Below are 15419 nucleotides of genomic sequence, written 5' to 3' on the forward strand. Positions count from 1 at the left end.
GCACCGCCCGAGCTTACAAGGTTTGCGGCCAACGCTGCGGATGCGTCCGGGTGTCGAGCGGTGTCATTGGATGTTGGCGGCTGCGTTGGCCTTGATGGCCTGTGCGCCGAGCGTGCGCGCGGAGGACGGATATGCGCTGTGGATGCGCTACGTCCCGCTCGAACCTGCGCTCGCGGCGGACTACCGGATGCGATTGGGCGACGTGGTAGCGCCAGACAAGACGCCCGTACAACGAGTTGCACGCGACGAGCTTGCGCGTGGCCTGGCCGGGCTGCTCGGCCGCGCGCCGCTGCTGCACGCTGCGGCGGCCGGTGAGCACGCCGTGGTGGTGGGCACCCCGCAGTCGTCAGCGTTGATCGCGCCGTTCCGTGGCGAGGTCGAATCGCTCGGCGACGAGGGCTACCTGCTCAAGGTGACCCAGATCGGCGGGCGAGACGTTCTGTTGGTGGCTGCACGCCACGACATCGGCGTGCTGTACGGCGTGTTCCATCTGCTGCGCCTGTTGCAGACGGGCGCATCGCTGGACGGCCTTGCCGTGCGTGAGTCGCCGACGCTGCGGCTGCGCGTGCTCGATCACTGGGACAACCTGGACGGCTATGTGGAGCGCGGCTACGCGGGCCGCTCACTATGGGATTGGCAGACGCTGCCGGACTGGCGCGACCCGCGCTACACGGACTACGCCCGCGCCAACGCCTCGCTGAGCATCAACGGCACCGTGCTGAACAACGTCAATGCCAGCGCGCAGAGCTTGGCGCCGGCGTACCTGGAGAAGGCGGCCGCGCTGGCGGATATCTTCCGACCGTACGGCATCCGCGTGTACCTGAGTGCGCGCTTCAGCGCGCCCATCGAACTGGGCGGGTTTAAGACCGCCGATCCGCTCGACCCGAACGTACAGCGCTGGTGGCGCGACAAGGCCGACGAGATCTACGCGCGCATTCCGGATTTCGGTGGCTTCCTGGTCAAGGCCAATTCGGAAGGCCAGCCCGGCCCGCAGGATTACGGCCGTACCCATGCCGACGGCGCCAACCTGCTGGCCGATGCGCTGGCACCACACGGCGGGGTGGTGATGTGGCGCGCGTTCGTCTACGCGCACGACGTGCCCGCCGATCGGGCCACGCAGGCGTACACCGAGTTCGTCGGCCTGGACGGCGCCTTCCGCCAAAACGTCATTCTGCAGGTGAAGAACGGGCCCATCGACTTCCAGCCGCGCGAGCCGTTCCACCCGTTGTTCGGAGCCATGCCGCGCACGCCGCTGATGATGGAAGTGCAGATCACCAAGGAGTATCTCGGCTTCGCCACGCATCTGGTCTACCTGGGGCCGCTGTACGAAGAGGTGCTGCGGGCCACTACCCAGCGTCCCCACGGCGCCACCGTGGCGCAGTCGCTGACCGGCATGGCGGGCGTCGCCAACATCGGCACCGACCGCACCTGGAGCGGCTCGCACTTCGATCAGGCCAACTGGTACGCCTTCGGGCGCCTGGCATGGAATCCATCGCAATCGGCCCGCGACATCGCGGCGGACTGGGCGGCGATGACCTTCTCGCCGGACCCCGCCGTGGTGCAGCCCATCGTCGGCATGATGATGGCCTCGCGCGAGTCGGCGGTGAACTACATGACCCCGCTGGGCCTGCATCACCTCATGGCGCGCGGGCATCACTACGGGCCCGGGCCGTGGGTCGACGGCGGCCCGCGCGCGGACTGGACGGCGGTGTACTACCACCGCGCCGACCGCAACGGCATCGGCTTCGACCGCACCGCGCAGGGCAGCAACGCCGTCGCCCAGTACGCCCCTGAAGTGGCCGCCCAGTATGGCGACCTGTCACAGGTGCCGGAGCCGCTGCTGCTGTGGTTCCACCACGTGCCCTGGGACCACCGCATGGCCTCCGGGCGCCCCCTGTGGGACGAACTGATAAGCCGCTATTCGCAAGGCGTGCGCGAAGTGGAAGCAATGCAAGCCACCTGGGCAACCCTGTCCCCAACGGCGCCCGCTGCACCCGTTTCACCCGCGCCACCCACCGCCGTAGAGCGGGGCTCTGCCCCGCTGCGCAATCCCGCCGCACCCGTAGCACCCACCGCCGTAGAGCGGGGCTTTGCCCCGCTGCGCAATCCCGCCGCACCCGTAGCACCCACCGCCGTAGAGCGGGGCTCTGCCCCGCTGCCGCACACCGTGGACGCCCAACGCCACGAACAAATTGCGGCCTTCCTCAACATCCAACTGCGCGAAGCGCAATGGTGGCGCGACGCCAGCGTCGCGTACTTCCAATCCATAAGCGGCCGCCCATTACCGCCGGGCGAAGCCGCGCCCCCGCACCCGCTGTCGTACTACGAGGCACTTCAATTCCCTTCCGCACCAGGAGACGGGCGGTGAGCAGATCAGGCTGGATATTGGCAGCGGTTCTACTGGGCTGTGTCTCGCCGTCACTGGCCCAGCAATCCGTGACGCCCCTGTTGCACCCCCTGTTCCAGGACCACGCCGTCCTGCAGCGCGACCAACCGATCCCGGTCTGGGGCGATGCGCCACCCGGCGCCACCGTCTCTGTAACCTTCGCGCGCCAGACCGTCACCACCGAGGCGGATGCAGAAGGCCACTGGCGCACAACCCTGCAGCCCATCGCGGCGGGTGGCCCTTACGTCCTGAACGTGCAGGCAGGCCAGGCCACCCAGACCGTGCAGGACGTGCAGGTGGGCGACGTGTGGCTGTGCGCCGGCCAATCGAACATGGAACTGCCGGTACGCCGCGCGCTCGACGCCGACAGCGAAATCGCATCGGCCACACATCCGGACATCCGCCTGCTCACCGTGCCCAAGGCCGCGGCAGTCGCGTCACAGAACGGTTTCTCCGGGCCCGTTGCATGGAACCCTGCGTCACCGGACACCGTGCGCGACTTCTCCGCCGCCTGTTACTACTTCGCGCGGGAGCTGCAGAAGACCGTCAACGTGCCGATGGGACTCATCCAGTCGGCATGGGGCGGCTCGCGGATAGAGGCATGGACCAGCGCCGATGCGCTGCGTGCGCAGGGCGGCATGGACGAGGCGCTGGACGTATTGGCGCTTTATTCCAGCGATCCTGCGGCGGCAAATGCGCAATGGGGGAAGCACTGGGAACAGTGGTGGATGCAGCGCGAAGGGGCAACACCGGGCGATGCACCCTGGCAGCCCGGCCCAGACCACGCAGGATGGCAGGCAGCACCGGCCCAGCTCGGCGCATGGGAGCGTTGGGGCGTACCGGCGCTGTCGGCGTACAACGGCATGGTCTGGTACCGCACGCAGGTGACGCTCACCGCCGCACAGGCAGGGCAGGGCGCACGCCTTGAGCTGGGGCCTGCCGATGAAACCGACGTGACCTGGGTCAATGGCGTAGCCGTGGGCAGCCAGAACGCCCCGGGAGATGCGCGATCCTATCCGCTGCCGCCCGGCCTGCTGAAGGCCGGCACCAACACCGTGGTCGTCAATGTGCTGGACACCTGGGGCGACGGCGGACTGGCAGGCCCCGCAAGTGCGCACGCCGTGCAACTGGATGATGGCACGCGGATCGTTCTGGACACGCCATGGCAGTACCGGGCAGCGCCCGGTGACCAGGCACCGCCGCTGGCGCCGTGGCAGTCGGCGACGGGGCTGTCGACCCTGTACAACGGCATGATCGCGCCGCTCGGGAACTATGGCCTGCGCGGCATGCTCTGGTACCAGGGCGAGTCCAACACCGGGGACGGCTCGGCGTACGCGGCAAAGCTGCGCAGCCTGCGTGATGACTGGCGCAGCCGGTTCGGCGCGCAGATGCCGCTGCTGGTCGTGCAGCTCGCCGCCTACGGCCAGCCACCCGTAGCGCCGGTGGAAAGTGGTTGGGCGCAGGTGCGCGAGGCGCAGCGACGCGTTGCGGCGGAAGACCCGCACACCGGTCTGGCGCTGGCGATCGACATCGGCGATGCCTACGACATCCATCCGCCGAACAAGCAGGAACTGGGCCGGCGTCTGGCACGGGTGGCGCGGCAGGTGGTGTATGGCGAACAGGCACTCGCCGCCTCCGGCCCGACCCCCGGCAGCGTATCCCGCACGTCGGTTGAGGTGCGGATCGCGTTCGACGGCGTCACTGGTGCGTTGGTCGCGACAGGTGCGAACGGTCCTATCGGCTTTGAGCTGTGCGATGCCGAGGCGAAGCACTGCGCCTACGCCGACGCCACGCTGGATGGCCATGCGGTAGTGCTGAACAGCCTGCGGGCCGCAACGGCCGCGCGCGTCCGCTACTGCTGGGCGGATGGCCCGGTCTGCACGCTGCGGGACAGCAGCGGGGCACCTGCGGGACCGTTCGAGCTCTCCCTCACCGATGCAGGAGCTCCGTGATGCGACTGCTGCTTGCCACGTTACTGCTGTTGTCCGCCGCCCTGCAGGTGAAAGGGGCCACTCCCGCGCCGCCGGTGTACTTCGACTGGTTCGAATACGCCGGGAACGATGCAGCGTTTGACGCTGCCCTGCCTGCAGGGCACTACCGTAACCCTGTATTGGCCGGTTTCCACGCGGACCCCAGCATCACCAGCGCCAACGGCAAGTTCTACCTGGTCAACTCCAGCTTCACCTACTTCCCGGGCATCCCGGTGTTCGAGAGCGTGGACCTGGTGCACTGGAAGCAGATCGGCAACGTGATCGACCGGCCCACGCAGCTGGACTTCGACGGCCTCAGCGTGTCACGCGGCATCTTCGCCCCGGCCATCTCGTATCACGAGGGAACGTTCTACGTGGTCACCACGGCGGTCGACAGTGGCGGCAACTTCATTGCCACCGCACGCGATCCAGCGGGTCCGTGGTCCGACCCTCATTGGCTGCCCGGCATCGAGGGTATCGACCCGTCGCTATTCTTCGATACCGACGGCCGCGTGTACCTGCTCAACAACGATGTGCCGCCGGGCCCGCCACGCTACGAGGGGCACCGCGCGATCTGGATGCAGCAGATCGATCTGGCGGCATTCAAGCCGGTAGGCCAGCGCAAAGTGCTGATCGATGGGGGCGTGGAACCGGCCAAGAACCCGATCTGGATCGAGGGACCACACCTCTACCAGCGCGATGGCTGGTACTACCTTTCTGACGCCGAGGGTGGCACCGGGCCGCAACATTCCCAGGTGGTCCTGCGCAGCCGCGACGTCTGGGGGCCGTACATCCCGTATGCGGGCAATCCGATTCTCACCCAGCGCGACCTGCCCAATGACAGGCCGTTGCCGATCACCAATGCCGGCCACGCCGACCTGGTGGAAGGCCCGGACGGCTCGTGGTGGGCGGTATTCCTGGCCAGCCGCAACTACGACACGCGGCACTACAACACCGGGCGGGAAACCTACCTGTTGCCGGTGGAGTGGCGCGATGGCTGGCCGGTGATCCTGCCGGCCGGTCAGACCATTCCGTATGTAGCCAAGGCGCCATCCTGGATGCAGGGCGATGCGGCGCAGGCACCGTCTACCGGCAATTTCGTCACGCGCGATGAGTTCGATGCGCCGGCGCTAGGCAACGAATGGCTGCGTGTGCGCGTCCCGAAACAGCCGTGGGCGGATCTTCGCGAGCGTCCGGGCTCCCTGGCGGTGCATCCGCTGCCGGAGAACCTGGACACGCTGCGCAACCCCGCCTTCCTCGGCCGGCGCCAACAGCACCTGCACTTCGAGGCCAGCACGCAGATGACGCGTCCGGCGGCGGGGGTAGCGGCAGGGCTGGCGGCGTTCCAGAACGAGGCCTATTGGTACTTCCTGGGCGTGCGCAGCATCGGGAAGAATCGCGTGGCGGTATTTCTCGAAGCGCGCGACGGCAGCGGCGAGCAGAAAGTGCTGGCCACCAAGGAGCTGGACGCATCCGCGTCGCTACGCCTGAAGATCACCGGCGACGAGGGCCGCTATGCATTCGCGTTCGACACGGGCGACGGGCACAGCTGGCAGACCCTCGCCGACGACGTGGATGGAACCGTGTTGAGTACCGATCGTGCAGGCGGCTTCGTGGGCGCTCTGCTGGGACCATTTGCGCGCGATGAGCGTGCCTTGAGGAGCAACTGATGACGCGCAGGCCCCGGCTCTCCAGCCCGATGTTCCGCACGCTGGCGCTCTGCGCCGCGATCACCCTGGCGACCGTCGGCCATGCCGCCGAGCCGCAGCCGTGGCTGGACACCTCGGCCAGCTTTGAAACGCGGGCGGCGGCGCTGGTCGCTCAGATGACGCTGGAGGAGAAGGCCGCGCAGATGCAGAACGCCGCACCCGCCATCGAGCGCCTGGGCGTTCCCGCCTACGACTGGTGGAACGAAGGCCTGCATGGCGTCGCGCGGGCAGGGCAGGCCACCGTGTTCCCGCAGGCCATCGGCCTGGCCGCCACCTTCGACGTGCCGTTGATGGGGCAGGTGGCCACCACCATCAGCGACGAGGCGCGTGCCAAGCACCACCAGTTCCTGCGCGAGGGCTCGCATGAGCGCTATCAGGGGCTGACCTTCTGGTCGCCCAACATCAACATCTTCCGCGACCCGCGCTGGGGCCGGGGCCAGGAAACCTACGGCGAGGACCCGTACCTCACCTCCCGCATGGGCGTGGCCTTCGTGCACGGCCTGCAGGGCGACGACCCGGTGTACCGCAAGCTGGACGCCACCGCCAAGCACCTGGCCGTGCACAGCGGCCCGGAGGCCGACCGCCACCACTTCGATGCACGGCCCAGCAAGCGCGATCTGTACGACACCTACCTGCCGGCGTTCGAGGCGCTGGTGAAGGAAGGCCAGGTGGATGCGGTGATGGGCGCCTACAACCGGGTGTATGGCGAGTCCGCCAGCGCCAGCCAGTTCCTGCTGCGCGACGTGCTGCGCCGTGAGTGGGGCTTCAAGGGCTACGTCGTGTCCGACTGCTGGGCCATCGTCGATATCTGGAAGAATCACAAGATCGTGCCTACCCGCGAAGCCGCCGCCGCACTCGCGGTCAAGAACGGCACCGAACTGGAATGCGGCCAGGAATACGCCACGCTGCCCGCAGCGGTGAAGCAGGGGTTGATCAGTGAAGCGGAGATCGACGACGCGGTCACGCGCCTGTTTACCGCACGCATGCGGTTGGGCATGTTCGACCCACCCGAGCGCGTGAAGTGGGCGCGGATACCGGCGTCAGTGAACCAGGCGCCGGCGCACGACGCGCTGGCCCTGAAGGCCGCGCAGGAATCGCTGGTGCTGCTGAAGAACGATGGCGTGCTGCCGCTGTCACGCAGCCTCAAGCGCATCGCGGTGGTCGGACCGACCGCCGACGACACCATGGCGCTGCTCGGCAACTACTTCGGCACCCCGGCGGCGCCGGTGACGATCCTGCAGGGCATCCGCGACGCGGCCAAGGGCGTGGAGGTGCGCTATGCACGCGGAGTGGACCTGGTGGAAGGGCGCGACGATCCCAGCGCGACCCCGCTGATCGAACCGACCTACCTGCGTCCTTCGGCCGATTCCCCGGAGCGCGGCCTGCGCGGCGAGTACTTCCGCACGGCCGATCTTTCCGGCACGCCGGCGCTGGTGCGCACCGACGCCCAGATCGGTTTCCGCTGGGACCGGGGCTCCCCCACCGACAACCTGTTGGCACGTGGCGAGGCGGCACCGGGGCAGGGCATTCCCGCCGATGGGTTCAGCATCCGCTGGAGTGGCCAGCTGCTGCCGCCGGTATCGGGCCGCTACCGCATCGAGGCCGCCGCCGACGATGGCTTCCGCCTCTACGTGGATGGCAAGCGCGTGCTGGACCAGTGGGCCAACGCCGACCGGCTGCACGGCGATGGCGTGGAGCTGGACCTGCAGGCAGGCCGTGCCTACGACATCAAACTCGAGTACTACGACGCCGAGCGCGACGCAGGCGTGCGGCTGGGCTGGCGCATGCCCGGTGCCAAGCCGCCGTTCGAGGAGGCGCTCGATGCCGCCCGCAGTGCGGACGTGGTGGTGTTCGTCGGCGGGCTCACCGGCGATGTCGAAGGCGAAGAGATGAAGGTCAACTACCCCGGCTTTGCCGGCGGCGACCGCACCGACCTGCGCCTGCCGGCCCCGCAGCGGGCGCTGCTGGAAGCGCTGCACGCCACCGGCAAGCCGGTGGTGATGGTGCTCACCGGCGGCTCGGCACTGGCCGTGGAATGGGCCGAGGACAAGCTGCCTGCGATCCTGATGAGCTGGTACCCCGGGCAACGCGGCGGCACCGCCGTGGGCCAAGCGCTGTTTGGCGACACCACTCCCGGCGGACGGCTGCCGGTCACGTTCTACAAAGCAGACCAGACAATGCCGGCATTCGACGACTACACGATGGAAGGCCGCACCTACCGCTACTTCCGGGGGAAGCCGCTGTATCCGTTCGGGCACGGGCTGTCGTACACGACATTCGACTACGGCAAGCTCTGCCTCAATGCGCCGCGCATCGCCGCAGACGGGCGCCTCAAGGCAACGGTGGACGTGGCCAACACCGGCAAACGCGCAGGCGACGAAGTGGTGCAACTGTACGTGCGCCGGCTGGACGCCGCGCCGGGTGAAGCACTCCAGGCGCTGCACGGTTTCCAGCGTATCCACCTGGCCCCCGGCGAGCGGCGCAGCGTTGCCTTCGATCTGGACGCACACCAGGCCCTGCGCCAGTACGATGAAGCGCGGGGGGCGTATGTCGTGCCGCCGGGGGCGTACGAAGTGAGGGTAGGGAGCTCCAGCGCGGATCTGCGCGCGACGGCCGGGTTCACCGTGGAGGCTGCCCGTGACTGATTCCCGCCGCATGGAAAGCACCGAGCACACGTTGTCGGTACGCGAAAAACTGGGCTACAGCCTCGGCGACCTGGCCGCGAACCTGATCTTCCAGACGTTGATCACCTACCTGGCGTTCTTCTACACCGATGTGTACCGGCTACCGCCGGCCACGGCAGCGACGATCATCTTCGTGGTCGGCCTGCTGGGGGCGTTCGTGTTCACCCCGCTGATCGGCATCGCCGCCGACCGCACCGCCACGCGCTGGGGCAAGTTCCGGCCGTGGATCCTGTGGACGGCGATTCCGTTCGGCGTGCTGTCCTTGCTTGCCTTCAGCACACCTGATCTGGGCGCCCGCGGCAAGATCGTCTACGCCCTGGGCACCTACGGCCTGCTCATGCTGGTGTACGCGGCCAACAACCTGCCGTACTCCGCGCTCAGCGGCGTACTCACCGGCAGCATGGCCCAGCGCAACAGCCTCTCGGCCTACCGTTTCGTGGCGGTGATGATCGCGCAGTTCATCATCCAGGTCCTGCTGTTGCCGCTGGTGCTGATCCTGGGCGACGGCGACCGCGTGCTGGGCTTCGAGCGGGTGATGACGGTATTCGCGGTCGTGGGTACGGTGTTCTTCCTGATCACCTTCGCCACCACGCGCGAGCGCATCGTGCCGGCCAAGGAACAGACCGGCGGGGTGCTGCAGGACCTGTCCGATCTGGTGCGGAACCGGCCGTGGAAGGTGATGCTGGCGCTGACGATCCTGGTCTTCATCAACCTGGCCCTGAAGGGCGGCACCTACATCTACTACTTCCAGTACTACATGAGCGAGGCCGCCTTGGCGGGCTTCCTCGACCGCTCCGGCTTCAACCACTTCATCGGGGGATTGAATGCCGTACTGAGCGGATGGGGCCTGTCGGGGTTCACCTGGCCGGAGGATCCGGCGACGTCGGCGTTCAGCCTGTTCAATGCGTGCGGCATCCTCTGCATGATCCTCGGCATCGGCGTGTCCCGTCGCCTGGCCGACCGCTTCGGCAAGCGCGATGTGTTTGGCGGTGCGCTGCTGGTGTCCACCGTGTTCCTGCTGGTCTTCTACTTCTTCCCGCCCACCGCCGTGGCCGTGGCGTTTGTTTCCTTCATGCTGCACGGCTTCTTCTACGGCATCACCATCCCGTTGCTGTGGGCGATGATCGCCGACGTTGCCGACTACTCCGAATGGAAGAACAACCGCCGTGCCACCGCCATCATCTTCTCCGCCATGCTGTGCGGCCTGAAGATCGGGCTCAGCGTCGGCGGCGCGCTGGTCGCCGGCATCCTGGCGTACTACGGCTATCAGGCCGGCGCGGACCAACAGCCGGAGGGCGTGGTCAACGGCATCCGGCTGACGGTGAGCCTGTACTGTTCCATCCCGTTTCTGGTGGCCGTTGCGATGCTGTTCCTCTACGAGATCGACAAGCGCATGGAAACCCGCATCGAGCAGGAGCTGCGGCAGCGTCGCCAAGGCAATGACATGGGCCATCTCGCCGCACACGCCATCTCCCCGCCGCTGGTGACCCACATCTTCACCGCCGATCCTTCGGCCCATGTGTTCGAAGGAAAGCTGTACATCTATCCCTCGCACGACATCGATGCCGGCGCGCCGTTCGACGATGAGGGCGGGCACTTCGGCATGGAGGACTATCACGTATTGCGCATGGACCGCCCCGACGGCGAGGCCGCCGACTGTGGCATGGCGCTGCATGTGCGCGATGTGCCGTGGGCTGCCAAACAGATGTGGGCGCCGGACGCGGCCAGCCGCGACGGCCGCTACTACCTGTATTTCCCGGCCAAGGACGCGCAGGGCATATTCCGCATTGGCGTCGCCGTCGCCGATCGCCCCGAGGGTCCGTTCACCGCCGAAGCCGAGCCGATGGATGGCACCTACTCGATCGACCCGGCCGTGCTCGAGGACGACGACGGCGCGCATTACCTCTACTTCGGCGGCATCTGGGGCGGCCAGCTGCAGAAGTACCGTGACAACCGCTACGACGCGGCGCACGAGGAACCCACCGGGGTTGAACCTGCATTGGGGCCGCGCGTCGGGCGGCTGGACGTGGGGATGACCCGGTTGGCCGAGCCCACACGCGAAGTCGTCATCCTGGACGAGCACGGGCAGCCGCTGCGCGCCGACGACCATGAGCGCCGGTTCTTCGAGGGACCGTGGCTGCACAAGTATCAGGGCCGGTATTACCTGTCGTACTCCACCGGCAACACGCACCTGCTGTGCTACGCCATCGGCGACAACCCGTATGGCCCGTTCACCTATGCGGGTGTGATTCTCAAGCCGGTGGTGGGCTGGACCACGCACCACTCCATCTGCGCGTTCGCGGGGCAGTGGTATCTGTTCTATCACGACGCCTTGTTGTCGGGCGGGGTTACCCACCTGCGCTCGGTGAAGTGCACCCCGCTGCACATCGACGCCAACGGCAGCATCCAGACCATCGATCCGTATGGCAACTGAGCACGTGCTGCCCATCGATGATGCGCAGGCACCGCTGCCAGCCGGCCGCCTGTACTGGCTGCGCGCGGGCAAACTGGAGGTCGCGCTCGCTCCAGCCGCTGGGGGACGTATTGCCCAGATCCGCTACGACGGCGTGGATTGGCTGGCGGACGAACAGCAGGGTGGGGCCGCCACCATCGCGTGGGGTTGCTACCCAATGGTGCCGTGGGCTGGGCGAATTCGGCAGGGGTGCTTCAACTTCGATGGCGAGGCGTACGCGCTGCCGACGAACTTCGGTGCGCACGCCATCCACGGGGTAGGGTTCTCACGGCCGTGGCGTATCGACAGCATCGATACGGATGCCGCCGCACTGTCGTTGGTGCTTCCCGAGGACGCCTACTGGCCCTTCGGCGGCGTGGCGACGCAGACCGTCCGTGTAGGCCCAGATCGGTTGGAGCTGCATCTTGCGGTGCAGGCCGGCGAGCGCGCCATGCCGGCCGTGCTCGGTTGGCATCCCTGGTTCCGCAAGCCGGATGAGTTGCTGTTCGCTCCGAATGCCATGTATCCCCGGGACGGGGAGGGCATCGCCACGCTTCCGCTCGCAAGCCCGTCGCCCGGCCCATGGGACGACTGCTTCATCAACTCTGCGGAGGTGACGCTCCTGTCAGCCGGCCAGCGCCTGCAGCTGCGCGCCGACACCGATCACTGGGTGGTCTACGACGGCGCCCCGCACGCCACCTGCGTGGAACCGCAGACCGGACCGCCCGACGGTTTTACGCTGGCACGGAACCGGCTGGAGCCCGGCCAACGGCTGGCGCTGCACTTCGACATGCAGTGGCAGCCTTAATCGGCCGCCACGGCGGCTGAGGAGCCGCCCACTGGAAGCTGCATGCAGTAGCGCCGCACGGCCTTCATGCTCATGGGGATGTCGTACAGCTGCAGCATGTGCCGCCGCACTGTCACGTCTGCCGAATGGACGTTCGGCAGCTCGGTACCGCGCCGCGCCAGCATGGCCGTGTACTGCTCATGCAGGGGCGAGCGGTAGCCGTCGACCGGGACGACGGCGCAGAACTCGGCCCCCGAGGTGGTTGAGAGATCGTCGAGCAATTGGGCGAAATCCGGGGCATTGGCAGGCGTATCGTCGACGGTCACCGGCTCGGCCTTCGGATCTGACAGACGCAGGTACTGCAACTTCCCTTCGGTGAACAGGAAGGCGACATAGTCCTGCCCGTGCCTCGGCCAGTCCGCACGGGTCTTGATGTCCGGTGCCATGCAGCCCATCCGGGCCGGAAACACGGGCGCCTTCTCTGTGCGGTTCTGGGCAATGACGCGGCTACCTTCGACGCTGCAGAAGCCCCACGAGGTCGTCATCTGGAATTCGTAGTCCTGGCCAGCCACGGGCACGAAGCGAACTGCCGGATTCGGCTCACACTGAATCTCGTCATGCGGAACGTTGCCACTGACGATGATCGGCTTGCCTGCGTCCACCACGATCTCGGTATACATCGGCTTCCAAGCCAGCCCATCCCGGCCCATGTACGTACGCAGGGTCTTCGTTTCCGGAATTCCGAGCGAGGTGTTCACGAGTCCGAGCTGCTCGGCCCGCGCGCGGCTGGTGAACGTGCCAACCTCCTCGGGCTGCCGCACCACGATCTTTCCCTCGAACTCGTCATCGCACGGTGCGTTGGTCAGCACCGTAAGCATATGGTCGCGCATCGCGTATAGGCGGACGCGCGCCTTCCCGCCGGCCACCACATCCTGTGCAGGCACGGGCGTCGGCTCGGCGGCGAACGCAGGGGTTGTAGCGAGTAGAAGCAGCAGGAGGGATTTCATCGCGCGTTCGCCACGCGCTTTGCCCGATCAAGCCAGGCCGCATTGTGGCTCCGCGCAAACCGCGACCAGCGCTTCGAGTCTTCAATGATCCCGGAAAAGAGCAGGCGAGCCTGCTGCTGGTCGTTGGGATCCGACTGGGAAAGCAGCCATTCGCCGTATCGGCACCGCGCAGCTGCCTCGTTGCCGCACTCGATGGCGCGCTCGAATGCCGCGCGCGTTTCGGGCGAATTGGCCGCCGCCAACGCCTCCGCATAGAGCAGCGTGTGCTCCGACTTGCGCCGAGTGTCCGGGTGGCGCGCGAACATGCCGTCCAGGGTTTCCACCGCAAGCAGGGCGTCTCCCGATTCAAGGCGCGCACGGGCGAGCCCGGCCAGGATGTGCGGCTCATCGCCCAGCGGCGAGTTGGCCGCCTGCTCGAAGAGCGGGCGCGCTTCCTGCACGTGGCCGGCGTCCAGCAGCACCGTCGCGAGCCGGAGCCGGTTCTGCAGGGTGGGGGTATGCGCAAGTTCAGCCCGGGCGTTGCGCAGCTCCTGCCCGGGGTTGATCAACTGGTTCGCCGCGCGCAGGGTCTGGCGAGCGCCGCGCGAATGGCGGATCTCGGGAAAATAGATCGCCAGGAAGTAGACAACGCTGCCGAGCAGCGGGAACGAGAAAAGCAGGATGAGCCAGTACAAGCTTTGGCCAGAGCGGATGGCATGCACGGCAAAGAAGATGGCGGCAAGTACATGGAGTCCGATTCCGATGAAAGGCATTTCAGTCCGCCGTGTCCGTTGAAGAGCCGAACTATAAGGTCTCTTCACGCCCCGGGAAACACCCGCGCCCCGGCCCCGGTCGCAATGGACCCCGCCGGTAGGGTCGGTTCCCAAATGACTGCCGATAACGGCGATCGGCACGGTGACGCATGATCACAGATCGACAGCGCGCCGCCTGCGTTCAAGGTCATGCCCCAAAGGGGTAATCACCACCCCGGCGGTTGATTGGGATGCAACCCTACCGGTGCCCGGACAGTGTCCGGAAGCCGGCTGGCACCGCCGAAGGCACGGTAGGGTCGGTTCCCAAACGACTGCCGATAACGGCGATCGGCACGGTGACGCATGACGCCAAATCGAAAGCTCGACGCCTGCGTTCGAGATCATGCCCTAAAGAGGTAATCACCACCCCGGCGGTTGATTGGGATGCAACCCTACCGGTGCCCGGACAATGTCCGGAAGCCGGCTGGCACCGCCGAAGGCACGGTAGGGTCGGTTCCCAAACGACTGCCGATAACAGCGATCGGCACGGTGGCGCATGACCCCAAATCGAAAGCGCGCCGCCTGCGTTCAAGGTCATGCCCCAAAGGGGTAATCACCACCCCGGCGGTTGATTGGGATGCAACCCTACCGGTGCCCGGACAATGTCCGGAAGCTGGCAGGCACCGCCGAAGGCACGGTAGGGTCGATTCCCAAACGACTGCCGATAACGGTGATCGGCACGGTGGCGCATGATCCCAGATCGACAGCGCGCCGCCTGCGTTCAAGGTCATGCCACAAAGGGGTAATCACTACCCCGGCGGTTGATTGGGATGCAACCCTACCGGTGCCCGGACAATGTCCGGAAGCCGGCTGGCACCGCCGAAGGCACGGCAGGGTCGGTTCCCAAACGACTGCCGATAACGGCGATCGGCACGGTGACGCATGGTCACAGATCGACAGCGCGCCACCTGCGTTCAAGGTCATGCCCCAAAAGGGTAATCACCACCCCGGCGGTTGATTGGGATGCAACCCTACCGTCGGCCGGCACACAGCAGTCCCGTCGGCATACAGCACCCCGGCCGGCAGGCATCAGCCCGGCAGATACACCCGTCCCGGATCCGGCCATCCAGCTCAGCCCGTTACCTGCACGTCATTGTCCGGCGTTGCACGGCGCCACGCGGCCAGGTAGCGGAGGTACTTGCCGATGAAGATGCCGGTGAACCCACCCGACAGCAGCAGATAGGCCGCGCGGAAGCCAACATCCCCCGCAAGCGTAGGCGACATCGCAAGCGCCGATTCAAACCCGTACTTCACCGCGAACGTCACCAGCAACAGCGGCAGCAAGCTGTAGTCCGCGTCGCGCCACAGCTTCCCGGTTGCCCGGTTCGCGGTCAGCGTCGAACGGCGCAGCAGCATCCAGCCGATGCCCGCCCCCACGGCGATCCCGACCAGCCAGGTCGCCCACGCTTGCCAGGAGGCGCCGTAGCGGGCACTGATCGAATACAGGCCCCACACGGTGAACAGGGCAGGCACGATGGCCAGCCTCCCAAGCGAGACTTCACCCGGCTTCATGGCAGCCACACCGCGCGTGATCAGGAAGGCCAGAAGCGCCCAGACCCAGAGGGGAGTATGCGAAACGAAGAGCTGCAGCATGTTCATGGAACGTCCTTGGCTTGGGTGGGTGCCGGCCGTG

General features: G+C 67.0%; 9 protein-coding genes and 1 pseudogene. 7 read left to right on the plus strand and 3 right to left on the minus strand.

Annotation, left to right across the window (positions count from 1 at the left end; genetic code table 11):
* Positions 1-70 precede the first annotated feature (70 nt).
* The 7 genes and pseudogenes from ACREPD_RS04220 (at position 71) to ACREPD_RS04250 (ending at position 12009) form a co-directional block, all read left to right on the plus strand.
* On the plus strand, positions 71-2368 hold the full coding sequence (locus tag ACREPD_RS04220) for an alpha-glucuronidase family glycosyl hydrolase (protein ID WP_431598138.1): 2298 nt from the start codon (positions 71-73) through the stop codon (positions 2366-2368).
* On the plus strand, positions 2365-4338 hold the full coding sequence (locus ACREPD_RS04225; protein WP_431598139.1) for a sialate O-acetylesterase: 1974 nt from the start codon (positions 2365-2367) through the stop codon (positions 4336-4338). The genes ACREPD_RS04220 and ACREPD_RS04225 overlap by 4 nt, the downstream gene beginning before the upstream one ends.
* Complete coding sequence (locus tag ACREPD_RS04230) at positions 4338-6026, plus strand: glycoside hydrolase family 43 protein (RefSeq protein ID WP_431598140.1); 1689 nt, start codon at positions 4338-4340, stop codon at positions 6024-6026. The genes ACREPD_RS04225 and ACREPD_RS04230 overlap by 1 nt, the downstream gene beginning before the upstream one ends.
* Before the next feature lie 29 nt (positions 6027-6055).
* Complete coding sequence (locus tag ACREPD_RS04235) at positions 6056-8710, plus strand: glycoside hydrolase family 3 C-terminal domain-containing protein (protein WP_431598160.1); 2655 nt, start codon at positions 6056-6058, stop codon at positions 8708-8710.
* 10 nt (positions 8711-8720) lie between these two features.
* A pseudogene (locus ACREPD_RS04240) lies at positions 8721-10193 on the plus strand (MFS transporter); the annotation flags it as partial.
* The gene (locus ACREPD_RS04245) at positions 10194-11183 is read left to right on the plus strand and encodes a glycoside hydrolase family 43 protein (protein WP_431598161.1); all 990 of its coding nucleotides are present in this window, start codon (positions 10194-10196) and stop codon (positions 11181-11183) included.
* A complete protein-coding gene (locus tag ACREPD_RS04250) occupies positions 11173-12009 on the plus strand; it encodes an aldose epimerase (protein ID WP_431598141.1) in 837 nt (278 codons plus the stop codon). The genes ACREPD_RS04245 and ACREPD_RS04250 overlap by 11 nt, the downstream gene beginning before the upstream one ends.
* On the opposite strand, the gene ACREPD_RS04255 is transcribed toward ACREPD_RS04250, so the two are convergent.
* The 3 genes from ACREPD_RS04255 to ACREPD_RS04265 form a co-directional block, all read right to left on the minus strand.
* Positions 12006-12995, minus strand: a complete 990-nt coding sequence (locus ACREPD_RS04255) for a hypothetical protein (RefSeq protein ID WP_431598142.1) — start codon at positions 12993-12995, stop codon at positions 12006-12008. The two genes, ACREPD_RS04250 and ACREPD_RS04255, sit on opposite strands and share 4 nt — an antisense overlap.
* Complete coding sequence (locus ACREPD_RS04260; RefSeq protein ID WP_431598143.1) at positions 12992-13747, minus strand: hypothetical protein; 756 nt, start codon at positions 13745-13747, stop codon at positions 12992-12994. The genes ACREPD_RS04255 and ACREPD_RS04260 overlap by 4 nt, the downstream gene beginning before the upstream one ends.
* 1110 nt (positions 13748-14857) lie before the next feature.
* Entirely contained in the window at positions 14858-15385 is a 528-nt protein-coding gene (locus ACREPD_RS04265) for a DUF6622 family protein (RefSeq protein WP_431598144.1), read from the minus strand.
* Positions 15386-15419: the final 34 nt, after the last annotated feature.

The organism is Stenotrophomonas sp., from assembly GCF_050737075.1.
Classification (GTDB): domain Bacteria; phylum Pseudomonadota; class Gammaproteobacteria; order Xanthomonadales; family Xanthomonadaceae; genus Stenotrophomonas.